The organism is Kosakonia oryzae, assembly GCF_001658025.2.
GTDB classification, from domain to species: Bacteria; Pseudomonadota; Gammaproteobacteria; order Enterobacterales; family Enterobacteriaceae; genus Kosakonia; species Kosakonia oryzae.
Map to the genome: position 1 here is coordinate 3,275,878 of NZ_CP014007.2, position 23,743 is coordinate 3,299,620.

The following is a 23,743-nucleotide window of genomic DNA, read 5'->3' on the forward strand; positions in this document are numbered from 1 at the left end:
GCAGGATGGAAAGCAGAGAACAAGCGGAGAAAGCTGAATAGAAAAGGCCCGACAAGCGGGCCTTTCAAACAGCGAAGGTGATCAGACTTTTTTGAAGATCAGCGAGCCGTTGGTGCCACCAAAACCGAAGGAGTTACACAGGGTATACTCCATACCGCTGACCTGGCGCGCTTCGTGCGGTACGAAGTCCAGATCGCAACCTTCATCCGGGTTATCCAGGTTGATGGTTGGCGGTACGGCTTGATCGCGCAGCGCAAGAATGGAGTAGATGGACTCTACTGCACCGGCCGCGCCCAACAGATGCCCGGTCATGGATTTGGTTGAGCTCACCATGACGCTACGCGCGGCATCGCCAAACACCGCTTTCACCGCCTGAGCTTCAGCAATATCGCCTGCGGGGGTAGAGGTACCGTGTGCGTTGACGTAGCCAATCTGGCCTGGTTCAATGCCCGCATCACGCAGCGCATTCACCATTGCTTTGGCCGCACCAGCGCCGTTTTCCGGCGGTGACGTCATATGATAAGCATCGCTGCTCATACCGAAGCCGACGATTTCAGCATAGATTTTCGCACCGCGTTTTTTCGCATGCTCATACTCTTCCAGCATGATGATGCCAGCGCCGTCGCCGAGGACAAAACCGTCACGCTCTTTATCCCACGGACGGCTTGCAGCCTGCGGATTATCGTTGCGGGTAGACAGCGCACGCGCTGCACCAAAGCCACCTACGCCCAGCGGAGTACTGGCTTTTTCTGCACCACCAGCCAGCATCGCATCGGCATCGCCATAAGCAATAATACGCGCAGCATGGCCGATGTTATGCACGCCTGAAGTACAGGCCGTTGCAATGGAGATGCTTGGGCCTTGCAGGCCAAACATGATAGTCAGGTGACCTGCCACCATGTTAACAATCGTAGACGGTACGAAGAACGGACTGATTTTACGCGGACCGCCCTTAACGAGGGAGCTGTGGTTCTCTTCAATCAGACCCAGACCGCCGATACCAGAACCTATCGCGGCACCAACACGGGAAGCATTTTCTTCCGTGATAACCAGGCCGGAGTCGTGCATGGCCTGAACGCCAGCCACAATTCCATATTGAATGAAATCATCCATCTTGCGCTGTTCTTTGCGCGAGATAATGTCTTCACAGTTAAAATCCTTTACTAAGCCAGCAAATTTGGTTGCATAGGCGCTAGTATCGAAATGGTCGATTAGGCTGATGCCACTCTGACCGGCAAGGAGAGCTTTCCAGGTAGACTCTACGGTATTGCCGACAGGAGACAACATGCCAAGTCCGGTCACAACTACACGACGCTTAGACACGTTCGTCCTCCAGGGAGGGATAAAAAAGAGATTCGAGGGATAACACTAGATAAAACTCAGGCGGTCGAGTGACCGCCTGGAGATGTTCACTTACGCCTGGTGACCGTTGATGTAATCAATGGCAGCCTGAACGGTGGTGATTTTCTCAGCTTCTTCGTCCGGAATCTCAGTATCAAACTCTTCTTCCAGAGCCATTACCAGCTCAACGGTGTCAAGAGAATCAGCGCCCAGGTCCTCAACGAAGGAAGCATTGTTGGTAACTTCTTCCTGCTTAACGCCCAGCTGTTCGCCGATAATTTTCTTAACGCGTTCTTCGATAGTGCTCATACTCTTAAATTTCCTATCAAAACTCGCTTTCGCGATGGTTTTCGTAGTGTATAAAATGTTGAAAAATTTGCAACTAAATCCCGGCAGATCTTACCACGATTTTACGCTATTTTGAGGCCTTTCGCCCTCATAACGCAAATGATTTTAATCGTGGTTAGACCATATACATTCCACCGTTGACGTGCAGAGTTTCACCAGTGATGTAACCCGCCTCGTCAGAGGCTAAAAATGCAACCGCATTGGCGATTTCCTGAGCGCCGCCGAGGCGACCCGCAGGAACTTGCGCCAGAATACCCGCACGCTGATCGTCAGAGAGCGCACGCGTCATGTCCGTTTCAATAAAGCCCGGAGCAACAACGTTCACCGTAATACCGCGGGACGCAACTTCACGCGCCAGCGATTTACTGAAACCGATAAGACCCGCTTTCGCCGCAGCGTAGTTGGCCTGACCAGCATTTCCCATGGTACCAACCACAGAACCGATAGTGATAATACGCCCATGACGCTTTTTCATCATAGCCCGCATTACCGCTTTTGACAGACGGAAAACAGATGAAAGGTTAGTGTCGAGAATATCGCTCCACTCATCATCTTTCATGCGCATCAGCAAGTTATCACGAGTGATCCCGGCATTATTGACCAGAATATCAACCTCGCCAAACTCAGCGCGAATGTTCTCCAGAACCGATTCAATAGATGCGGCATCGGTCACGTTCAGCAGTAAACCTTTACCCTTCGCACCTAAATAATCACTGATAGCCTGCGCGCCATTTTCGCTTGTCGCGGTACCAATAACTTTTGCGCCGCGAGCGGCTAACGTCTCAGCAATGGCACGACCAATTCCGCGGCTTGCACCGGTAACCAGCGCGACTTTTCCTTCAAAACTCATGGTGTTCCTCTTTTATTGCGCGAGTGCTTCTGACATCGCAGCCGGCTCATTGATAGCCGATGCCGTCAGCGTGTCAACAATACGTTTTGTCAGGCCGGTGAGAACCTTACCGGGGCCGACCTCATACAGGTGCTCAACGCCCTGCGATGCCATAAACTCAACGCTTTTCGTCCACTGCACCGGGCTGTACAACTGGCGCACCAGTGCGCTGCGAATGGCTTCCGGCGACGTTTCGCACTTCACATCCACATTGTTAATAACCGGGATCTGCGGAGCATTAAAGGTAATAGCGTTCAGTTCAACGGCCAGTTTTTCGGCAGCCGGCTTCATCAGTGCGCAGTGAGACGGCACGCTGACAGGCAGCGGCAGTGCACGTTTAGCACCAGCGGCTTTACAGGCTGCGCCTGCACGTTCAACAGCCTCTTTATGGCCCGCGATAACCACCTGCCCCGGGGAATTATAGTTCACCGGCGAAACAATCTGGCCTTCCGCCGCAGTTTCACACGCTTTTGCGATAGATTCATCATCAAGACCGATGATAGCTGACATCGCACCAGTACCTTCAGGTACGGCTTCCTGCATGAATTTACCGCGCAGCTCAACCAGACGTACAGCATCGGCAAAAGCGATAACACCGGCGCATACCAGTGCGGAATATTCGCCAAGGCTATGCCCAGCCATCAGCACTGGCGTTTTGCCACCCTGCTGCTGCCAAACGCGCCACAGCGCGACAGATGCGCTCAGGAGTGCAGGCTGGGTCTGCCATGTTTTATTAAGCTCTTCTACCGGGCCTTGCTGCACCAGCGCCCAGAGATCATAACCCAGAGCCGCAGAGGCTTCGGCAAACGTTTCTTCAATGACCGGGTAAGCTGCCGCCATATCCGCCAGCATACCGACGGTCTGGGAACCCTGCCCCGGAAAAACAAAAGCAAATTGCGTCATCTTCTTATCCTTATACTTAGAAACGAACCAGCGCGGAACCCCAGGTAAACCCGCCGCCGAACGCTTCAAGCAGAATTAGCTGGCCAGGTTTGATACGCCCATCGCGTACCGCCTCATCCAGTGCGCTGGGAACAGAAGCCGCAGAGGTGTTGCCATGACGATCCAGCGTAACCACAACGTTATCCATCGCCATACCAAGCTTTTTCGCCGTGGCGCTGATGATACGCAGGTTAGCCTGATGCGGCACCAGCCAGTCCAGCGAGCTTCGCTCAAGATTATTAGCGGCTAATGTTTCATCAACAATTCGCGCCAGTTCCGTCACCGCGACTTTAAATACTTCGTTGCCCGCCATCGTTAAATAGGTCGGGTTTTCCGGATTCACGCGATCGAGGTTCGGCAGCGTCAGCAGCTCGCCGTAGCTACCGTCAGCGTGCATGTGAGTTGAGATAATGCCCGGCTCTTCCGAAGCGCCCAATACCACCGCACCGGCACCATCGCCGAACAGAATAATTGTACCGCGATCGTTTGGATCCAATGTACGCGCCAGCACATCAGATCCAATCACCAGCGCATGTTTTACCGCGCCGGATTTTACATATTGATCGGCGATGCTCAGCGCGTAGGTAAATCCTGCACATGCTGCGGCAACGTCGAAAGCAGGACAACCTTTGATTTCCAGCATATTCTGGATCTGGCACGCCGCGCTCGGAAAAGCGTGCGTTGCAGAGGTCGTCGCCACAATAATCAGGCCAATTTGATCGTTATCGATGCCGGCCATTTCCAGCGCGCGTTTAGCGGCTTCATAGCCCATGGTTGAGACAGTTTCGTTTGCCGAAGCAATACGGCGCTCACGGATCCCTGTACGGCTGACAATCCACTCGTCAGAGGTTTCCACCATTGTTTCTAAATCGGCGTTTGTTCGAACCTGCTCAGGCAGATAACTGCCGGTACCAATAATCTTCGTATACATGTACGCTCAGTCACTCTTGGGTAATATACACACATTCCGGTTATCATCGTCCTGTGCGGATGATGCCGAAAGCGCATACACAGATTCCAGGCGAGCGGCAATTCGCTGTGGAACCTGCCGCTGCACCGCCTGCACTGCCTGTTCGATCGCGACGGTAAAGGCTCGCTGATTCGCTGCTCCGTGACTTTTAATCACAGTGCCGCGCAATCCTAACAGACAGGCGCCATTATACTGGTCGGGGTTGAGGTGACTGAATCGCCTGCTCAGGCTTTTTTGTAACCAACGTTTTAATAAAATCAGCCACCACGACCTTTTTTGCCCTTCGCTCTGTGATTTCAGCAGCGAAAGAAACATCCTGACAACCCCCTCCATGGTTTTTAATGTGACGTTTCCCGTAAAACCGTCACAAACTAACACATCCGTTTTTCCAGTCAGAAGTTCATTCGCCTCCAGATAACCAATGTAGTTCATTGAGGGAACCGATCGTAACAGAGCCGCTGCATCACGGATATTGTCATGACCTTTGGTTTCTTCTTCTCCAATGTTCAACAGCGCGACGCGCGGGTTAGCTATCCCCAGGATCTCTTCGGCCATCACCGACCCCATTACCGCAAACTGCGCCAGCATTCTACTGTCACAATCCACGTTTGCGCCGAGATCCAGCACGACAGTTTTCCCCTTCTGCTGATGTGGCAGAACGGTCACCAGCGCCGGACGCTCAATCCCCTCAATCGGTTTGAGCAACATTTTCGCCAGCCCCATCAACGCGCCGGTATTGCCTGCGCTGACGCAAGCCTGGGCACGCCCTTCTTTCACCAACTCCAGCGCCATACGCATTGAGCTACCGCGACTGGTGCGGATCGCTTGTGCGGGCCGGGCATCACTGGCAATAACTGACTGTGCAGGAATGATAAGCAAGCGTGAGCGTTGCTCGAAATCAGCTTTGGCAAGTAATGGCGTGATAGCGTCGGGATCGCCGACTAAAAGAAGGTTGAGTTGTGAATTAGAGTTCAGTGCCTGCAAAGCTGCAGGCACTGTCACGGACGGGCCGAAATCGCCCCCCATGACATCTAACGCCAGGGTTAGACGTGTCAAGGTATCGTTCGCAGCCTGGTTCGGTCTATCCCCGCTTTCGCGGGGAAATCCTCACTAAGCTTAATCACGCTTGCGCGTGATTACTTAGTGATAACCTTGCGACCGCGGTAGAAACCGTCGGCGGTGATGTGGTGACGCAGGTGGGTTTCACCAGAAGTTTTGTCTACAGACAGGCTGGTGACTGCGGTCAGCGCGTCATGGGAACGACGCATGCCACGTTTGGAACGGGTTGGTTTATTCTGTTGTACGGCCATGGACCTTACTCCTCAATTACTTACGCTTTAAGCTGGCTAATACGGCAAATGGGTTTGGTTTTTGCGCTTCATCAGGCAATTCGCCAAAGACCATGTCCGCCTCGGACACTTCACAGTGTTCAGAATCATGCACCGGAACTACAGGCAAGGAGAGAATGATTTCATCCTCAACCAGCGCCAGCAGATCGATTTCGCCGAATTCGTTAACCTCAATCGGCTCATACGCTTCCGGCAGTGCTTCAGCCTGTTCGTCTGAACGCACAGGACTAAAACAATACGTTGTGTAGACCTGATGGGTGAACGGTTTCCCGCAGCGCTGGCATTCGAGCGATACCGTTACCTTCGCATCGCCGGTCAGGACCGCCAGACGCTGGTTATCGATAGCGAACGACATGGAGCACTCCACATCACTGTCTACGCTGACTACAGATTCGGCGACGCGCTCCGCCTGTTCGGGGGTATAGATACCCTCGTAATCGAGGCGTTTCTGAGCCGTACGAACCGGATCAAGAGTCAGGGGTAATTTTACCTTTTGCATAGGGCGCGCATATTAACTTTGTAACGTCATATAGTCAAAGAAAAAGGCAGCCTACGGTTGCCTTTTGCCAATAATTCGCACACATTGCGGCCTACAGTTTAAAATGCCTCTCATTGTTAAGCCATATTTGGTGAAAAAAATATGTCGCAAATTATTCTCGCATCGACCTCCCCATACCGCCGCGCACTTCTGGAAAAGCTTGGCTTAGCGTTTGAATGCGCCGCGCCGCAGGCTGATGAGACCCCGCATGCAGGCGAAGCACCGCGTCATCTGGTGCTGCGTCTGGCGCAGGAAAAAGCGCAATCGCTGGCGGACAAATATCCTCAGCATCTGATTATTGGTTCCGATCAGGTGTGTGTGCTGGACGGTGAAATAACCGGCAAGCCACATACGGAAGAAAATGCCCGCCAGCAATTGATGAAAGCTCGCGGGAATATTGTCACCTTTTATACTGGCCTGGCACTATATAATTCGGCCACAGGCCATTTGCAAACTGAATGTGAGCCTTTCGACGTCCATTTCCGTCATTTAAGCGAGCCGGAAATCGATGACTATATCCGTAAAGAGCGTCCGCTGAACTGTGCAGGTAGTTTCAAAAGCGAAGGTCTGGGCATTGCGCTGTTTGAACGTCTTGAAGGCCGGGATCCTAATACACTGGTCGGTTTGCCGCTGATCGCGCTGTGCCAGATGCTACGTCGTGAACAGTGTAACCCCTTGTTAAGCTAATGCTTTAGCGATCACAGTTTCTTTTTTGAGCAAACATTACATTCATCACTGTTATTAAAACGCCGTTTTAATTTAAGGAGAGGTGATGAAGATATTCAATAAAATGGCGCTGCTGTTGACGCTTTTCGGCGCCGCGAATGCGATTGCGCAGGAACCGTGGCAAACGCAGGGAGTGATTGAAGGCAACCTCCCCGCTTCATGGCAAACGCTGAAAACAGAGATGCGTTATCCCCATTCCTGGCTCTCCGGCCACTATAAAGATTTTACTCAGTGGCAAACCCATAGCCGCCAGTTATTCCGCACAGCTTTGCTTACCCCGGACTCGACGAAACCTTTCGCACCAGAAATTCTCAGCAAAGAAGATCGTGGCAGTTATACCGCAGAAAAACTGGCGCTTACTATCACCGACGATAATCGTATTGCGGCGCTACTGCTGATGCCAAAATCCCCGGGACCTCACCCCGCAGTCGTGCTGTTACACGATCACGGTGCGAAATTTGATATCGGTAAAGAGAAGCTGATCCGTCCCTGGGGCGATGCGACAAAGCTCGCCAGCGCGCAAGCCTGGGCAGACAAATTTTTCAGCGGAAAATTTATCGGTGATGAGCTGGCCAGCCGTGGTTATGCCGTCATCGCCATCGACAGCCCGGGTTGGGGCGATCGCGGGCCAATGGTCTATGAGCAGCAGCAGGCGCTAGCCAGTAACTATTTCAACCTTGGGCGTTCTCTGGCAGGCGAAGTGGCTTATGAAGATATGCGCACGGTAGACTTTATCGCCTCATATGCCGGGGTGGACAGTCAACGTGTAGGCGTGTTGGGCTTCTCAATGGGCGGTTTTCGCGCCTGGCAACTGGCCGCACTGAGCGACAAAGTGGCGGCAACCGCCGTGATCTCATGGTTTGGTACGTATAACGGCCTGATGCAGCCGGGCAATAACGTTCTGCGCGGCCAGTCCGCCTTTTATATGCTCCATCCTGGGATGCCTGCGCAGATGGACATTCCGGACATTGCCAGTATCGCCGCGCCTAAACCGATGCTGATCTTTAGCGGCGGCCAGGACAAACTGTTCCCCCCGGAAGCAGTAAAAGAGGCCTTTGCCAAAGCGCACCGCGTCTGGAAATCGCAGAACGCCGACGACAAACTCGTCACCCGCACCTGGCCGCAACTGGGGCATGTTTTTTACCGTGAACAGCAGGATGAAGTCTTTCCGTGGCTGGATAAGTGGCTGAAGCCCTGACCTGTTGCTTTCCCCCTCTTACCGGAGGGGGAAAACTTATTTGGCGCTGCGCAGCACCTGCAAACAGTGTTTTAGTTCATCATCGAGCGGCGCTTCAATACGCAACGTCTCACCGCTATTTGGATGGGTAAATTTCAGCGCTGCTGCATGCAAAAACAGACGAGACAAACCGGTTGTTGCCAGTTGCTTGTCAAATTCGCGATCGCCATACCGGTCGTCAAAAGCAATGGGATGACCCGCATGCTGCGTATGAACGCGGATCTGGTGCGTACGACCGGTTACCGGGCTACAACGTACCAGTGTCGCAAACTCGTAACGCTCTTCCACTTTAAACCGGGTTTCCGAGGGTTTGCCTTCACTATTGACGCGAACAATGCGTTCACCGCTTTGCAGAATATTTTTCAGCAACGGTGCCTGCACCACTTTTACGTGTGACTGCCATTGCCCGCGCACCAGCGCGAGATAATCTTTCTGCATCTCTTTGCCGCGCAGTTGCTCATGTAGCGAACGCAGCGCCGAACGTTTTTTGGCCACCAGCAGAACGCCGGAAGTATCACGATCGAGACGGTGAACGAGTTCGAGGAACCGGGCTTCCGGACGCAGCGCGCGCAGACCTTCAATCACGCCAAAACTCAGACCGCTGCCGCCGTGTACCGCTGTACCGGACGGCTTGTTGAGGACCAGAATATGATCGTCTTCGTACAAAATAACGTCGCTTAATGCCGCAACTTTCTGCAGATGCGGTGAAACCGCCTCTTCTTCGCGTTCAGCAACGCGCACCGGCGGGATGCGCACTTCATCGCCCGCTTCCAGTTTATATTCCGGTTTGATGCGTTTTTTATTCACCCGCACTTCGCCTTTACGCAGAATGCGGTAGATCATGCTTTTCGGCACACCTTTTAATTGGGTGCGTAAAAAGTTATCGATGCGTTGCCCCGCTTCGTCAGCGGAAATAGCAACAAATTTTACGGATGGCGTCTCAGTTTTCATGGGAGGCGATTCTAAATAGCCATGATGATTAGCGCCACTCATTTTTCTATGCTTATATTTACATTCGCACCTGGATACTGGCGTTAGTTTCTTCTGATTCGCTGGTTATTAAACCAATCTCCGTACAGAGGTGAAAAAACTGTGAGTAACCGGGTGATAAATGGTAAAAGTCAGCTTGCTATAAGAGGGTTCGCAGGGAATAATGTTGCGGTTTTCCGTGTTGAATCTTGTTGAAACAAGCAAATAAGCGGAATGACCAGTTTTGCCTGTCCGATCATACACGCAGCAATGGCGTAAGACGTATTGAACTTTCAGGCAGTTAGCGGGCTGCGGGTTGCAGTCCTTACCGGTAGATGGAATCTTCTCTGGAGAGTTTTTCCCAGGCTGTTCCCCTGATAATTGCGCTGTATTTTCCACAGGAAATACAGGCAACCGACACACTGCGCCTCTTAAGCGAGCGACAACCGTGAGGTTGGCGACGTGAATAGTCTCGAGGCCATCGGTTCTCCCCGGAAAGGCGTTATCTTGCCCGCAGCTTAGTCGTCAATGTAAGAATAATGAGTAAGTTACGATGAAAAGAATGTTAATCAACGCAACTCAGCAAGAAGAGTTGCGTGTCGCCCTTGTGGATGGGCAGCGCCTGTACGATCTGGATATCGAAAGTCCGGGGCACGAACAGAAAAAAGCGAACATCTATAAAGGTAAAATCACCCGCATTGAGCCGAGTCTTGAAGCCGCTTTCGTGGATTACGGTGCTGAACGACACGGTTTCCTCCCCCTCAAAGAAATCGCGCGCGAATATTTCCCTGCCAATTACAACGCTCATGGCCGTCCGAATATCAAAGACGTGCTGCGTGAAGGCCAGGAAGTTATCGTCCAGATTGATAAAGAAGAGCGTGGTAATAAAGGCGCTGCACTGACCACGTTTATTAGCCTTGCGGGCAGTTATTTGGTGTTAATGCCGAATAACCCGCGCGCAGGCGGCATCTCTCGCCGCATTGAAGGTGACGATCGTACTGAATTAAAGGAAGCCCTCTCCAGCCTCGAACTGCCGGATGGCATGGGGCTGATTGTACGCACAGCTGGTGTGGGTAAATCCGCCGAAGCGCTGCAATGGGATCTGAGTTTCCGCCTGAAACACTGGGAAGCGATCCAGAAAGCCGCTGAAAGCCGTCCGGCGCCGTTCCTGATCCATCAGGAAAGCAACGTCATCGTTCGCGCATTCCGTGACTACCTGCGCCAGGACATTGGTGAAATCCTCATCGACAACCCGAAAGTGCTTGAGCTGGCCCGCCAGCACATCTCCGCGCTGGGTCGTCCGGATTTCAGCAGCAAAATCAAACTGTACACCGGTGAAATTCCGCTGTTCAGCCACTATCAGATTGAGTCACAGATTGAATCCGCCTTCCAGCGTGAAGTGCGCCTGCCGTCCGGCGGCTCTATCGTTATCGATTCCACGGAAGCACTGACGGCTATCGATATCAACTCCGCGCGCGCAACCCGCGGTGGCGATATCGAAGAAACCGCCTTCAACACCAACCTGGAAGCAGCCGATGAGATCGCCCGCCAACTGCGCCTGCGCGATCTTGGCGGTCTGATTGTTATTGACTTCATCGATATGACGCCGGTTCGCCATCAGCGTGCTGTTGAGAACCGCCTGCGTGAAGCCGTGCGTCAGGACCGCGCCCGTATTCAGATCAGCCATATTTCCCGCTTTGGCCTGCTGGAGATGTCTCGTCAGCGCCTCAGTCCGTCGCTGGGCGAATCCAGCCATCACGTCTGCCCACGTTGTAGCGGCACCGGTACCATTCGTGATAACGAATCGCTGTCGCTGTCGATCCTGCGCCTGATCGAAGAAGAAGCGCTGAAAGAGAACACCCAGGAAGTGCACGCGATTGTGCCGGTCCAGGTCGCCTCTTATCTGCTGAACGAAAAACGTGCTGCGGTCAGCGCTATCGAAGCCCGCCAGGGCGGCGTACGCTGCGTGATCGTGCCGAACGACCAGATGGAAACGCCGCACTACTCCGTACTGCGCGTGCGTAAAGGCGAAGAGACGCCGACCCTGAGCTATCTGCTGCCGAAGCTGCACGAAGAAGCGATGGCGCTGCCGTCGGAAGAAGAGTATGCCGAGCGTAAACTGCCTGAGCAGCCTGCACTGGCGACGTTCGTCATGCCGGATGTTCCGCCTGCTCCGCCAGCGCCTGCTGCTGCCGCACCTGCTGCCAAAGCAGAACCTGCCGCCGCTGTACAACCTGCAACTCCGGGGCTGTTCAGCCGTTTCGTTTCGGCACTGAAAGGCCTGTTTGCGGGCGAAGAAGCCCCGGCAGCTGTCGAAGCCAGTGAAGAGAAAAAACCGGCGAAACAAGATCGCCAGCAGGATCGCCGCAAACCGCGCCAGAGCAATCGTCGCGATCGTAATGAACGCCGTGATGGCCGCGCTGAAGGCAGCGAGGCGCGCGAAGGTCGTGAGAATCGCGAAAACCGCGAAGGTCGTGAAGAGAACCGCCGTAATCGCCGCGAGAAATCACAGCAGAACGCGGAAACTCGCGAAGCGCGTCAGCCAGTAGCGGTCGAAGAGACGGAAAAAACCAAACAGCGCGATGAGCAGCAACCGTCACGCCGTGAACGCAACCGTCGCCGTAACGATGACAAACGTCAGGCGCAGCAGGATGTTAAAGAACTGAACCGTGCCGATCAGCCTGAGCAGGAAACTGAACAGGAAGAGCGTGTGCAGGTGATGCCGCGTCGTAAACAGCGTCAACTGAGCCAGAAAGTTCGCATTGAAGATGCGCAGCCTGCAGATGCTACCGAAGAGACGATCGCTCAGAGTACTGAAGTGGCGAAAGTCGATCTCCCGGCCGTTGTGGAAACCAGCCAGGATCAGGATGAGAATGCAGAAGCGCGCGAAAATGCGATGCCTCGCCGTTCTCGTCGTTCTCCGCGTCACCTGCGCGTCAGCGGCCAGCGCCGTCGTCGCTATCGTGACGAGCGTTATCCGTTGCAGTCAGCCATGCCGCTGACCGTCGCATGTGCTTCGCCTGAAATGGCTTCCGGTAAAGTATGGATCCGCTATCCGGTTGCGCGCACTCAGGAAGAGCAGGCGAAAGAGATCGCGGCAGAAGAGAACGTTGCCGTTGAGCAGGATGTTGCACCGATGGTGGCTGAAGCCGCGTTGGTTAGTGCTGTACAGACCGAAGTGGTTGAGCAGCAACCTGCAGCAGAAGCAGAAACTGTAGCGCCAGCCGCTGAAACGGAAGTGACTGAACCTGTCGTTGTCGAGCCGCAGCAGACTGTCGCTGAGCCAGAAACCGTTGCGGTAGAAACCACCCATCCGGAGGTTATCGCCGCGCCGGTTGATGAGCAGCCGCAACTGATTGCTGAAGAAGATCGTGTCGTCGCCAAAGAGGTTGTGGAAGAAGCCGCGCCAGCGCAGGAAGCCCCGGCGCCAGTTGTTGAAACCGCACCGGTTGTTAGCGAAGAGGCCCCGGCCCCGGTTGCAGCACCCGTTGTTGAACCGGTTAAAGAAACGGTGGCGCCTGTCGTCGCCCGTAGAGTAGCCACTGCGCCGATGACCAAAGCGCCTGCTCCGGCCTATGTACCGGAAGCGCCGCGTCACAGCGACTGGGTTCGTCCGGACTTCAACTTCGAAGGTAAAGGTTCCGCGGGCGGTCACAGCGCCACCCACGCTGCCACCGCACCGGCAACGAAACCACCTTCTGTTGACTAATCGTCAGACAGCCAAAAGCCGACCTCAGGGTCGGCTTTTTTATGCCTGCCGCGCAGGCTGGCGCACGCCTCCCAGGCCCGGCATCACTTCGCGCATCAGTTGTAAAAATTTTCGCAATCGCGCCGGATAATACCGCGCCCACGGATACACCAGATGTACCGGCAGCGGTGCCGCCTGCCATTCCGGCAACAGGGCAACCAGTTTTCCGCTGCGAATCTCCTCTTCCACTGCCCAACTGGATATAACCGCCAGACCAAGACCACTGATCGCCGTATTCCGCGCAGCGTACAAACTGTCGGTAAACAGCCTTGGCGAGATCGGCACCTGTTCTGCATCACCGGTCTGCTGATGCGTCAGATGAATTTCATGCTGATAAAAAGTGTTCAACGCTATCCACGGCAAGGCTGAGAGTTGTTGTGGAGTCTCAATTGCCGGAAAACGCGCCAACAAGGCCGGAGAAGCCACCAGGCTGCGGGGTACTTCTGCCAGCAGCACCGATACCGTTGCCGGGTCCACTTCAGCGCCGACGCGAATCGCACAATCGATATTGACGCTCAGAAAATCGACCGTTTTATCGTTCAGCATCCACTCGACAGAAAGCTGCGAGTGTCGCTCCAGAAATTCGGTGAGCGGCCCAAGCAACTGCTCCTGACCAAAAGCATGCGGCGCACGCACGCGTAAAATGCCGACCGGTTCATCGTCAGACTGGCTCAGTTCATCCTCCAGAGCTACCCAGGCATCCGCCACCCGTTTTGCATGTTGATAGCAGCGTTCACCATCATCGGTCAGTTTCATCGCATGGGTGGTGCGCAGCAGCAGCTTCACGCCGAGCAGGGTTTCCAGTGACTGTAAACGACGACTGACCGTCGCCTGTGTCGTTCCCAACTGGCGTGCCGCTGACGACAGCGAGCCCGCTTCCACGATGCGGATAAACGTCCGCATCAAATCCACTCTGTCTATACGCTCCTGACGCTTCATATTTATTTTGCCTATACGTTTCACGTATAACCGTTTTACCACTCCGCTGGCTACCGCGCTACAGTGTATTAGATAAGAATGTCCTCACTGCGTAGCACGTCTACGAATTCATAAAAACCATACCGGGGAAACACAGTATGAACCGTCATTCTCTTTCGACAGATGTTGTTGGCTGGGTCATTTTAGCGCTGGCTCTGGGCGCGGGATTTAGCGTGGCTTCAATCTACTATTCGCAGCCGCTGCTGCCGCTGATGGGTAGCGATCTGCACCTGACCGTTAACGGCATGGGGCTGGTACCGACGCTGACTCAGGCCGGTTATGCGCTGGGAATTTTGTTTTTACTACCGCTGGGTGATCGCCATGACCGTCGCCGCCTCATTCTGCTAAAAAGCGTGGCGCTGGCGATTCTGCTGCTGGCCTGTAGCCTGACCAGCAACCTGCCCTCACTGCTGCTCGTCAGCCTGATGCTGGGGATGGCGGCGACAATGGCGCAGGATATCGTCCCGGCGGCTGCTATTCTGGCACCCGCGGGGAAACAGGGGAAAATGGTCGGCACGGTGATGACCGGTTTGCTGCTGGGCATCCTGCTTTCACGTACGGTAAGTGGCTTTGTCGGCGCAGCATTTGGCTGGCGGGTAATGTATCAACTCGCAGCCGTCAGTATTGCCCTGATTGGCGTGCTGATGTGGTCCGTGCTGCCGCGTTTTGCCACCCACTCTACGCTGAGCTATCCGGCACTGATGAAATCGATGGCACACCTGTGGCAACGTTATCCGGCACTGCGCCGGGCGGCTTTCGCCCAGGGTTTCTTGTCCATCGCTTTTAGCGCCTTCTGGTCTACGCTGGCAGTAATGTTGCTGGAAAAATATCAGTTGGGCAGCGCCGTTGCCGGTACATTCGGTATTGCGGGTGCCGCCGGTGCGCTGGCCGCGCCGCTGGCCGGTGGTCTGGCAGATAAAGTTGGCGCTGAAAAAGTGACCCAACTGGGCGCCGGGTTGGTGACACTCTCCTTTGCCCTGATGTTTTTACTGCCGGCACTGCCGCCGCACGCTCAGCTTATCCTGATTGCGCTCTCTGCGGTCGGCTTCGATCTCGGTCTGCAATCCAGCCTCGTGGCGCACCAAAATCTGGTGTACGGTCTGGAGCCCCAGGCACGTGGCCGCCTGAATGCGTTACTGTTTACCGGTGTGTTTATCGGTATGGCGGTGGGTTCTGCACTGGGCAGTAAACTCTATTCCGTCGCCTCATGGCAGGGTGTGGTGGTGCTGGCAACGCTCTCTGGTTTTATCGCGCTGATTATTCGCCTGGTCGATGCCCGTCGTATCCAGCAAGCGGCGCAGAAAGCATAAGGCAAAAAAAAGGCCCGCTCCGGTAACAGAGCGGGCATACGGAACATGCCCCAGTTTCAAGACATGCTCAAAATGAAACGATTACTTGTTAAGCTGGAACAACGACATTCCCTGCATATCGGAGAATGCTTTGTAAGAAGCCTGCAGTGCAGCCTGTTGCATGGTGTAAGACGAAATCACCGAGTTCCAGTCCACATCCACCAAATCGCTTTTCTGCTGTGTCAGACCCAGCGAGCGGTCATCCCCCAACGAATCAAGGCTGTCCAGCTCATTCAACTGCGTGCCCAACTCCGCGCGTACTGTCAGCACATTGTTCAGGGAGTTCGTCAAACCACGGCTGGTTTTATCAACCGCAGCCTGGGCGGTCGCTTTAGCCGTCTCATCACCGGCAACTGGCGTATTCAACGCGGCGATAGCGGTATCCAGCATTTTAAACAGATCGGTTTCCGAAGTTCCCGGCAAACCAGTTGCTGGATCCGTCGGTTCCGGCGTGGCGTTACTGGTGATGCGGTTAAAAATTTCATCCCCCGTATGGGCAATCACCATGCTACGGGAAGCATCAACCTGCTGGGTGATGTTTTGCGAGCCGCCGCTGTATGTACCGGTGGAATCATACGGCGCCGTTTCGGTTTTATAGCCACCGAAAATATAACGCCCGTTACCGTCAGTACTATTCGCCAGGTTCAACAACTGATCGCGATAGCCTTGCAGTTTGCTGGCCAGCGATGCGCGGTCGTCGTCACTGAGCGAGCCGCTACCGGCCTCAACGATGGTAGACTGCGCGCCCTGAATAGCGGTCGTTACCTGCTGCAACACGCTCTCTTCCAGCGACACTTTTTGTTCAGCGAAAGTACGCGCCGTCGCGTACTGGGTGTTCTGCGCCTGCGCCTGAGAGATCACCACAGCCTGCGAAGCGGCGATCGGATCGTCAGACGGACGGTTCACACGCTGCCCGGTAGACATTTGCTCACCGTAAGCCAGCCATTTACTCTGCGCATTGGTAACGCCGCGCATGTTTTGTTCATATATCATTTGCGTGCTGATACGCATCATTCACCCCTTACTTAGCGAATATCCAGCAACGCATTAAACAGCGTGCTTGCGGTCTGCAGAACCTGAGCGTTAGCCAGATAATATTGCTGATAACGTTGCAGGTTGCCGTACTCTTCATCGAGGTTAACCCCGGAGATAGACTGCTGCTGGTTGCTGAGCTGTGTCACCACGTTGGTCTGCGTAGTGCTGCTGGTTTTCAGCGTGGAGGTTTTGTTACCCACATCGCTGACCAGCGTGGCATACGTATCGTTGAACGTTTTGTTGCCGCCGACTTTCGTCGCCTTTTGCAGATCCAGCATCGCCTGGCCGTTACGGTTATCGCTCGCGCCGCCATTGGCGACTTGCGCCATAGCAATCTTCGATTCATCCGTCACTGCCACGCTCATATTAACCACGGCATTACTTACCGGTTTAACGGTAAAGCTGTCGTTGGCAGCCGGTCCGGTCGCGCCGCCAACGGTAATTTTCAGACCGTCAAAGTTCAGCGTACCGTCAGTTGCGTCCGGCGTAACCGTAAACGAGGTATTGTTAGACAGACGGGTGACATTCCAGTTTGTGCCGTCGTAAACCACTTTGTAATCTGTCGCCTGTACCGCAGAGCTGTCGCTCACGGCTGCCGTCAACGTAGCGCCACCGGTGTTTTTCGAGTTGTTCAGGGTTGTTGGGGAACCAATGGTAAAGAAGTCGGTGCCCTGGTCGCCGTTCGCGTCATAACCCTGCGTGTGCTGCTGGTTAAATGAATCGGCAAATGACAGCGCCAGTTGACCCAGCGTGTTACGCGTCTGATCCAGATCCTGCGAACGGAACGTCAGCAGGCCTCCCAGCGAACCGGTGGTGATCAGTTTTTCCGGAATTTCGATATTGCCAGCGGTGTTATCAACATACGCCACGGTCGTACGTGACGGGTCGGCGCTCGAAGAGACCGCCGCCAGCTGGCGAGAGGTACTGCCCTGCACCAGCGTATAACCGTTCGCCATCGTCAGGTTGTAGGTATTACCATCCTGCACGCTCACTTCCACACCCACGATCTTATTCAGTTCGCTAACCAGTTGGTCGCGCTGATCGAGCAGGTCATTCGGCGACGCGCCAGCGCCAACGCCGGTAAGACGGGAAATCTGGTCGTTCAGCGAGGCAATCTGCTTGGTGTAGTTGTTGATCTGATCAACGCTTGATGAGATAGACAGGTTAATCTGTTTGTCCTGGTCACGCAGATACTGATCAGCGACTTTGAATTGGTTAACCATGCTGTCAGCTTTACCCAACAGTGCCTGGCGCGCCGCAGGATCTTCAGCATTACTGACCAGCGTTTGCAGACTGGAGAAGAAATCCTGCATGCTGGTCGCCAGCGAATTGGTGGTGCTTGACAACACATCGTCGATTTTCGACATCTGCTCATAACGCGTCGTCAGCCCGCTGCTCTGGTTTTGCGCCGCGCGCAACTGGTTGGTGATAAAGGCATCATACTCACGCTGAACGCCAACGACGTTAACACCATTACCAACATAGCCGCCTGCGCCCAGCGTACTTTTCGCCGCTGAAAGCACCGTCGTCTGACGAGTGTAGCCCGCCACGTTATAACTGGAGATGTTATTACTGGCAGTATTAAGCGCGGCCTGGGCTGCGCTGAGCCCACTCATGGCGCTATTAATCAAACTGGACATGGAGGTTCCTTATATACATTCAGTCATGAGTCCTGTTGACGATTATCGGCAACCCAGGGCGAAACTTGAGACTTTTCAGAACAGATTTTGGATGTCGGTGCTATACGCTTTGCTGACCTTTTCACCCATCGATTTCAGTTGCTGAATCATGGATGTCAGCTTGCGGGCATAGTTAGGATCGGTCGCATAACCGGCATTTTGCAGTGCCTGTGCGCCCTGTTCTGGCGTTGCTGCAGTGGTGACCGCCGCGTAGCGTTTATTGCGCGTCAACATACCGACATAGTCGGAGAGCGCTTCAAGGTACGAACTGTAAACGCGGAATTTGGCTTTCACTTTCACCGCTTCACCGTTTTCATATTCGGTGGTGGTAATTTCCGTGGTCGGCCCCTTCCAGCCTGGCGTGGCTTTAACGCCAAAAATGTTAAAGCTCGGCTCGCCGTTTTCACGCGGGATCTGCCGCTGGCCCCAGCCAGATTCCAGCGCCGCCTGCGCCAGGATCAGGTGATGCGGAACCCCACTCTGCTCACTCGCCAGACGGGCAGGAAGCGACAACTGCGCCAGGAAGTCTTTGCTGTCGCCGGAAAGCGGCTCATCGCTACTATCCGGCGCTTTTGGCATCGCTTTACGCACCAGTTGCGTCAGCGCCTGGTTCTGATAGGTGGTGACCGTTTCCAGCGGGAACTTCATCGGCACCTGCTGTGCTGCTTGTTCCGCCGGCTCAGCGGAACCCTGCTGAGCGGCCATCTGTTTGACCATCATATCCGCCAGCCCCAGACCTTTACCGGCCGTCATCTGCTGCGCAATTTGTTGGTCATACATGCTGGTATACAACCGCGTTGAGTCACTGCTGAAGATACCGTCTTTCGGTAACGTTTCACGCATGCTTTTCAGCATCATCTGCACGAACATGCCCTCAACCTGACGCGCAACAGGGCGTAAATTGGCCTGCGGATCCTGTCTGGTCTCGGTTTTCAACTCGTTCAGTGATTGCGCGTCCCAGGCCGCGCTCGACAACAACCGGCTGTCCGTCAGCATTAGATGATCTCCAGTTTCGCGCGCAGGCAACCTGCACTTTGCATAGCCTGCAGAATGGACATCAGTTCCATCGGCGAAGCCCCCAGCGCGTTAAGTGCGCGTACGACACTGTTCAGGTTGGCGCTGGAGCGAACGCTTTGCAGCGAACCACCGCTCTGGCGCAAATCGATCTGCGTTTGCGGCGTCACCACCGTCTGACCGCCGCCAAACGGTGTATTCGGCTGGCTGACATTAGCCTGCTGGTTGACCGTAACAGAGAGGTTCCCCTGCGCGACGGCACAGTTATCCAGCGACACTTCACGGTTCATCACCACAGAGCCGGTACGCGAGTTGATGATCACTTTCGCATCCTGCTGAGTCGTGCCAACTTCAAGGTTCTGAATATCGGCCAGCAGACGGACCTGCGAACTGCCGCCAGTGGAAACGCGGACCTGCACAGTGCGGGCGTCAAGCGCCGTTGCACTCCCGTAACCACGGCTGCGGTTAATGGTGTCGGCAATCTGTTGCGCCATAGAGAAGTCTTCCTGGTTCAGTTGCAGGTTGATGGTATTCCCTGAACCAAACTGCGTCGGCAACTCACGCTCGATCACCGCGCCGTTGGTAATACGGCCGCCGTTAAGCTGGTTCACCTGAACACTGCTGCCGCCTGCCGATGCACCTGCGCCGCCGACCAGAATATTCCCCTGCGCCAGCGCGTACACCTGGCTGTCGACCCCTTTCAGCGGCGTCATCAGCAGCGTACCGCCGCGCAGACTTTTGGCGTTACCCATTGAGGAAACGACGACATCGATGGTTTGCCCCTGGCGGGCGAATGCCGGGAATTGCGCCGTGACCATAACGGCCGCGACGTTTTTCAACTGCATATTGGTGCCGGTCGGCACCGTAATCCCCATCTGCGACAACATGTTATTCAGTGTCTGCGTGGTAAAAGGGGTCTGCGTGGTCTGGTCACCGGTGCCATCAAGGCCAACGACCAGGCCATAGCCGATCAAGGAGTTTTCTCGCACGCCCTGTACGCTGGTGAGGTCCCGGATGCGGTCGGCCTGGGCGACAGATGCCACCAGTACCAACGCCATTGCCAGATATCTAAACATAATTCACCCCGGTTACATCGGCGATAAGTTGAGGAAGAAACGTTGCAGCCAGCCCATATTCTGCGCTTCGTTGATGTAGCCATTGCCCACATATTCGATACGCGCGTCCGCCACCTGTGTGGACGGAACTGTGTTGCTGCCGCTGATGGTGCGCGGGTTTACGACACCGGAAAAGCGGATGAACTCTGTGCCCTGGTTAATGGCGATCTGTTTTTCACCCACTACATGTAAATTGCCGTTGATCAGCACTTGATCGACCGTGACGGTCAGCGTGCCGCTAAATGTGTTACTGGCATTTGCGCCGCCTTTGCCGTTAAAGGTATTGCTGCCGGAAGAGCTCAGATCGGCACGGGAGTTGCCGAACAGCCCTTCGAGATAACGCGGCGTGGTATCCATGCCAAAGCTGGATTTGCCATCGCGGCTGGCATTCGCTGACGAGCTTTTGCTGGCGCTCACGTTTTCTTGCAGCACGATAGTCAGCGTGTCGCCGACGTTACGCGGACGGCGGTCTTCAAACAGTGGCTGATAGCCATAGTTGATTGGCTGCGCAGTCTGATAAATCGAACCATTCACCATCGGCACCGGCCCCGGAATGGGCTGAGCGGTGGTCGCCCCTTGCACTAACGGTGTAGACGGAACCCAGGCACATCCTGTCAGGGTTAATGCCACTAAAGCCATAATCGGGTAGCTGCGCACGGCGTATTTTTGCATTGCATTCATCTTCAAAATCAGGGTTCCGGCGCAGCGCTTACCGCGCCGGAAAACGCCTTAGAGTTGCGTCAGTTTCTGCAGCATCTGATCGGTGGTCGATACTGCCTTACTATTGATTTCGTAAGCGCGCTGAACCTGGATCATATTCACCAGCTCTTCAGCCACGTTTACGTTTGAGGTTTCCACATACCCCTGATACAGCAAGCCTGCACCGTTCAATCCAGGCGTCGTGGCGTTAGGCGCGCCGGAAGCCTGCGTTTCGGTGTAGAGGTTTTCACCGATGCTTTCCAGACCGGTGTCATTCATAAAGGTGGTCAGGTTTAACTGGCCAACCTGAACTGGCGCCGCCGTCCCCTGCTGGGTCACGCTTACCACGCCATCGCTGGCAATGGTGATGCTCAGAGCGTTTGCCGGAATAGTGATCGCCGGCTGAACCTGATAACCGCCAGCCGTTACCAGTTGTCCGTTCTGGTCGACCTGGAAGGAACCATCGCGGGTGTAGGCGGAAGTTCCATCCGGCAACGCCACTTCAAAGAAGCCCTGCCCTTTGATCGCCACATCTTTACTGTTGTTGGTCTGAGACAGGTTGCCCTGGCTGTGCAAACGTTCAGTGGCAACCGGGCGCACGCCGGTACCGATCTGCAAGCCGGAAGGCAGCGTAGTCTGCGCGGAAGACTGCGCGCCAGGCTGACGAATCGTCTGGTACAGCAAATCTTCAAATACCGCACGCTGACGCTTAAAACCATTGGTACTGACGTTCGCCAGGTTGTTGGCGATGACATCCATATTGGTTTGCTGGGCGTCAAGGCCGGTTTTTGCGATCCATAATGAACTGATCATATGTAGTCCTGTTTATTAGCCCATTGACAGCAACTGGTTGGCTCGTTGCGCGTTATCATCGACGCTGGAGATCACCTTCATCTGCATCTCGAAACGACGCGCGCTGGCGATCATGTCGGTCATGGCCGCCACCGGTTTAACGTTACTGCCTTCCAGCACCCCGGACATGACGCGTACGCTCGGATCGTCCTGCAACGTCGCGCCACGTGTCGCCTGTGCGGCCTGGGTCAGACGGAAAATGCCATCATCGCCGCGCTGCACTTCTTGCGGGTCTGCTTTCACCAGTTTCAGTTTGCCAACCGGCGCAACGGTATTGGCCGGATCGCCCGGATTCAGCGAGGAGATCGTACCGTCAGCCGCAATGGTTATTTGCGAGCCTTCAGGCACGGTCAACGGCCCGGCATCACCCATCACCGGATGCCCCTGGATGGTCAACTGGCCAGTCGAGCTCACCTGGATATTACCGTTGCGGGTATATCCTTCAGTACCGTTCGCCGTCTGTACTGCCAGCCAGCCGTCCTGCTGCAACGCCACGTCCAGCGGACGCGAGGTGTAATCCAGTTGGCCTGGCGTCATATCGGCACCAGGCGTTGATGCGACCACCAGCGTACGGGTAGGCAGCGAAAGCCCTTCTACCGGCACCGCACGCAGCGCATTAAGCTGCGCACGGAAACCCGGAGTGGACGCATTCGCGAGGTTGCTGGCCGTGACAGCCTGCTGATTCAGCGTCTGGCTGGCAGCGCCCATCGCGGTATATATTGCGTGATCCATTAAGCCATCCCGTCAGACGATTAACGCAGGTTAACCAGCGTGTTAAGGATCTGGTCCTGGGTTTTGATGGTCTGCGCGTTCGACTGATAGTTACGCTGCGCGACGATCATGTTGACCAGTTCTTTACTCAGATCCACGTTCGAAGCTTCCAGCGCGCCGCTGGTCAGGCTGCCGTAGTTACCGGTGTTTGCCGTACCGAGCAGCGCCACACCGGAAGAAGACGTGGCAGACCAGACGTTGTCGCCTTCGGACTTCAGGCCTTCGTTGTTAGCGAAGTTTGCCAGCACAATCTGCCCCAGCAACTGAGTCTGTTCGTTGGAGTAGTTACCTACAACGGTACCGTCATCGTTAATCTGGTAGCTCACCAGGTCACCCGGTTTGTAACCATTCTGGGTGGTGGCAACGATGTTGTTGGAACCGGTGTTTTGCTGCATGGAGTTCAGGAAGCTCAGGGAGAACGTCGCCGGGGTTGCGCCGTTAATGGTACCGGTGGTGATGTTCGCCGTGGTGCCGCTGGTCAGGGAGCCGTTCGTATCAAACACCAGTGTACTTGCCAGCGTCGCAGTGCTGCCACTTACGCTACTGTCCTGCGTGTAAACACTCCAGGTGTTCGCCGTAGAACTTTTCACGAAGTAGACGTTCATGTCATGGGCGTTACCCTGGCTGTCGTAAACGGTAACAGAGCCTTTTTTGTTGTAGCTATCCGCGTTAGTCGGATCAAAAGGGGTAACTGTCGGAGTGGAATCCGTAGAGTTCAGGTTGATCTGCATCGTTGCCGTGGTGGTGGTTTTCGCCGCCATCAGGGTGTTCGGGATAGTAATGGCCTGCGGGTTCGCGCCGGTCTGAACCGTTGGCGGTGTCCCCGTTGCCGGATAACCCGTCACTTCCATGCCTTGCATGTTCACCAGGTTACGGTTCTCGTCCAGTTTGAACTGGCCGTTACGGCTGTAATAAACAGAACCGTTGCTGTCGACCAGGCGGAAGAAACCGTTACCGCTCAGCGCGACGTCAAGACCGCGACCGGTACTGGTGGTGGTACCATCGTTAAAGTCCTGGGTAATCCCGGCAACCTTAACACCCAGACCAATTTTAGAACCGGCAAACATATCGGCAAAAGACGCAGTCCCGGATTTAAAGCCATATGTGGCGGAGTTGGCGATGTTGTTACCAATGACATCGAGGTTGGTGGCCGCAGCATTCAGGCCGCTGACCGCTTGTGAAAAGGCCATGACT

The 23,743-nt window shown here is 54.8% G+C and carries 22 protein-coding genes; 4 read left to right on the forward strand and 18 right to left on the reverse strand.

Annotation, left to right across the window (positions count from 1 at the left end; genetic code table 11):
• Positions 1-81: 81 nt before the first annotated feature.
• The 8 genes from fabF to yceD form a co-directional block, all read right to left on the reverse strand.
• Positions 82-1,323: a beta-ketoacyl-ACP synthase II gene (fabF, locus tag AWR26_RS15685; RefSeq protein WP_035886414.1), complete on the reverse strand. Its 1,242-nt coding sequence runs from the start codon at positions 1,321-1,323 to the stop codon at positions 82-84.
• A gap of 90 nt (positions 1,324-1,413) precedes the next feature.
• Positions 1,414-1,650 (reverse strand): acyl carrier protein, encoded by a 237-nt coding sequence (gene acpP / locus AWR26_RS15690; RefSeq protein WP_000103754.1) that lies wholly within the window; start codon positions 1,648-1,650, stop codon positions 1,414-1,416.
• A gap of 154 nt (positions 1,651-1,804) precedes the next feature.
• Complete coding sequence (fabG, locus tag AWR26_RS15695) at positions 1,805-2,539, reverse strand: 3-oxoacyl-ACP reductase FabG (protein WP_035886189.1); 735 nt, start codon at positions 2,537-2,539, stop codon at positions 1,805-1,807.
• 12 nt (positions 2,540-2,551) lie between these two features.
• Positions 2,552-3,481: an ACP S-malonyltransferase gene (gene fabD, locus AWR26_RS15700; RefSeq protein WP_064567217.1), complete on the reverse strand. Its 930-nt coding sequence runs from the start codon at positions 3,479-3,481 to the stop codon at positions 2,552-2,554.
• A gap of 16 nt (positions 3,482-3,497) precedes the next feature.
• Positions 3,498-4,451: a beta-ketoacyl-ACP synthase III gene (locus AWR26_RS15705; protein WP_064567219.1), complete on the reverse strand. Its 954-nt coding sequence runs from the start codon at positions 4,449-4,451 to the stop codon at positions 3,498-3,500.
• 6 nt (positions 4,452-4,457) lie between these two features.
• The gene (gene plsX, locus AWR26_RS15710; RefSeq protein WP_064567221.1) at positions 4,458-5,546 is read right to left on the reverse strand and encodes a phosphate acyltransferase PlsX; all 1,089 of its coding nucleotides are present in this window, start codon (positions 5,544-5,546) and stop codon (positions 4,458-4,460) included.
• An 80-nt stretch (positions 5,547-5,626) separates the two neighbouring features.
• Positions 5,627-5,800 carry a 50S ribosomal protein L32 gene (rpmF, locus tag AWR26_RS15715; protein ID WP_007374494.1) on the reverse strand — a complete coding sequence of 58 codons (174 nt, stop codon included), beginning with the start codon at positions 5,798-5,800 and terminating at the stop codon, positions 5,627-5,629.
• Between the two features lie 16 nt (positions 5,801-5,816).
• Positions 5,817-6,338, reverse strand: a complete 522-nt coding sequence (gene yceD, locus AWR26_RS15720) for a 23S rRNA accumulation protein YceD (protein WP_007374493.1) — start codon at positions 6,336-6,338, stop codon at positions 5,817-5,819.
• A gap of 141 nt (positions 6,339-6,479) precedes the next feature.
• Between yceD and AWR26_RS15725 the strand changes: the two genes are divergently transcribed.
• On the forward strand, positions 6,480-7,064 hold the full coding sequence (locus AWR26_RS15725) for a Maf family protein (protein ID WP_064567223.1): 585 nt from the start codon (positions 6,480-6,482) through the stop codon (positions 7,062-7,064).
• A gap of 103 nt (positions 7,065-7,167) precedes the next feature.
• Complete coding sequence (locus tag AWR26_RS15730) at positions 7,168-8,301, forward strand: dienelactone hydrolase family protein (protein ID WP_407658795.1); 1,134 nt, start codon at positions 7,168-7,170, stop codon at positions 8,299-8,301.
• Positions 8,302-8,337: 36 nt separating this feature from the next.
• Here AWR26_RS15730 and rluC read toward each other — a convergent pair whose 3' ends face one another.
• On the reverse strand, positions 8,338-9,291 hold the full coding sequence (gene rluC / locus AWR26_RS15735; protein WP_043953885.1) for a 23S rRNA pseudouridine(955/2504/2580) synthase RluC: 954 nt from the start codon (positions 9,289-9,291) through the stop codon (positions 8,338-8,340).
• A 571-nt stretch (positions 9,292-9,862) separates the two neighbouring features.
• Here rluC and rne point away from each other — a divergent pair.
• Positions 9,863-13,018: a ribonuclease E gene (gene rne, locus AWR26_RS15740; RefSeq protein ID WP_064567228.1), complete on the forward strand. Its 3,156-nt coding sequence runs from the start codon at positions 9,863-9,865 to the stop codon at positions 13,016-13,018.
• Positions 13,019-13,057: 39 nt separating this feature from the next.
• Here the strand turns inward: rne and AWR26_RS15745 are convergent, their stop codons facing one another.
• Entirely contained in the window at positions 13,058-13,996 is a 939-nt protein-coding gene (locus AWR26_RS15745) for a LysR family transcriptional regulator (protein ID WP_064567230.1), read from the reverse strand.
• A gap of 137 nt (positions 13,997-14,133) precedes the next feature.
• Here AWR26_RS15745 and AWR26_RS15750 point away from each other — a divergent pair, with 137 nt between their 5' ends.
• Positions 14,134-15,345 (forward strand): MFS transporter, encoded by a 1,212-nt coding sequence (locus tag AWR26_RS15750; RefSeq protein WP_064567232.1) that lies wholly within the window; start codon positions 14,134-14,136, stop codon positions 15,343-15,345.
• Between the two features lie 81 nt (positions 15,346-15,426).
• Here the strand turns inward: AWR26_RS15750 and flgL are convergent, their stop codons facing one another.
• The 8 genes from flgL to flgE all read right to left on the reverse strand — a co-directional run bounded on the left by flgL (position 15,427) and on the right by flgE (position 23,739).
• Positions 15,427-16,395 carry a flagellar hook-associated protein FlgL gene (flgL, locus tag AWR26_RS15755; RefSeq protein WP_064567234.1) on the reverse strand — a complete coding sequence of 323 codons (969 nt, stop codon included), beginning with the start codon at positions 16,393-16,395 and terminating at the stop codon, positions 15,427-15,429.
• 14 nt (positions 16,396-16,409) lie between these two features.
• Positions 16,410-18,059 (reverse strand): flagellar hook-associated protein FlgK, encoded by a 1,650-nt coding sequence (gene flgK, locus AWR26_RS15760; RefSeq protein ID WP_064567236.1) that lies wholly within the window; start codon positions 18,057-18,059, stop codon positions 16,410-16,412.
• A gap of 75 nt (positions 18,060-18,134) precedes the next feature.
• A complete protein-coding gene (gene flgJ, locus AWR26_RS15765) occupies positions 18,135-19,094 on the reverse strand; it encodes a flagellar assembly peptidoglycan hydrolase FlgJ (RefSeq protein ID WP_064567238.1) in 960 nt (319 codons plus the stop codon).
• Complete coding sequence (locus AWR26_RS15770; protein ID WP_007374481.1) at positions 19,094-20,188, reverse strand: flagellar basal body P-ring protein FlgI; 1,095 nt, start codon at positions 20,186-20,188, stop codon at positions 19,094-19,096. The genes flgJ and AWR26_RS15770 overlap by 1 nt, the downstream gene beginning before the upstream one ends.
• Positions 20,189-20,200: 12 nt before the next feature.
• Positions 20,201-20,899: a flagellar basal body L-ring protein FlgH gene (gene flgH / locus AWR26_RS15775; protein WP_064569036.1), complete on the reverse strand. Its 699-nt coding sequence runs from the start codon at positions 20,897-20,899 to the stop codon at positions 20,201-20,203.
• Between the two features lie 57 nt (positions 20,900-20,956).
• Positions 20,957-21,739: a flagellar basal-body rod protein FlgG gene (flgG, locus tag AWR26_RS15780; protein ID WP_043953894.1), complete on the reverse strand. Its 783-nt coding sequence runs from the start codon at positions 21,737-21,739 to the stop codon at positions 20,957-20,959.
• Between the two features lie 15 nt (positions 21,740-21,754).
• Positions 21,755-22,510 carry a flagellar basal body rod protein FlgF gene (locus AWR26_RS15785; protein ID WP_007374478.1) on the reverse strand — a complete coding sequence of 252 codons (756 nt, stop codon included), beginning with the start codon at positions 22,508-22,510 and terminating at the stop codon, positions 21,755-21,757.
• A gap of 20 nt (positions 22,511-22,530) precedes the next feature.
• The gene (gene flgE, locus AWR26_RS15790; protein ID WP_064567240.1) at positions 22,531-23,739 is read right to left on the reverse strand and encodes a flagellar hook protein FlgE; all 1,209 of its coding nucleotides are present in this window, start codon (positions 23,737-23,739) and stop codon (positions 22,531-22,533) included.
• Between the last annotated feature and the right edge of the window lie 4 nt (positions 23,740-23,743).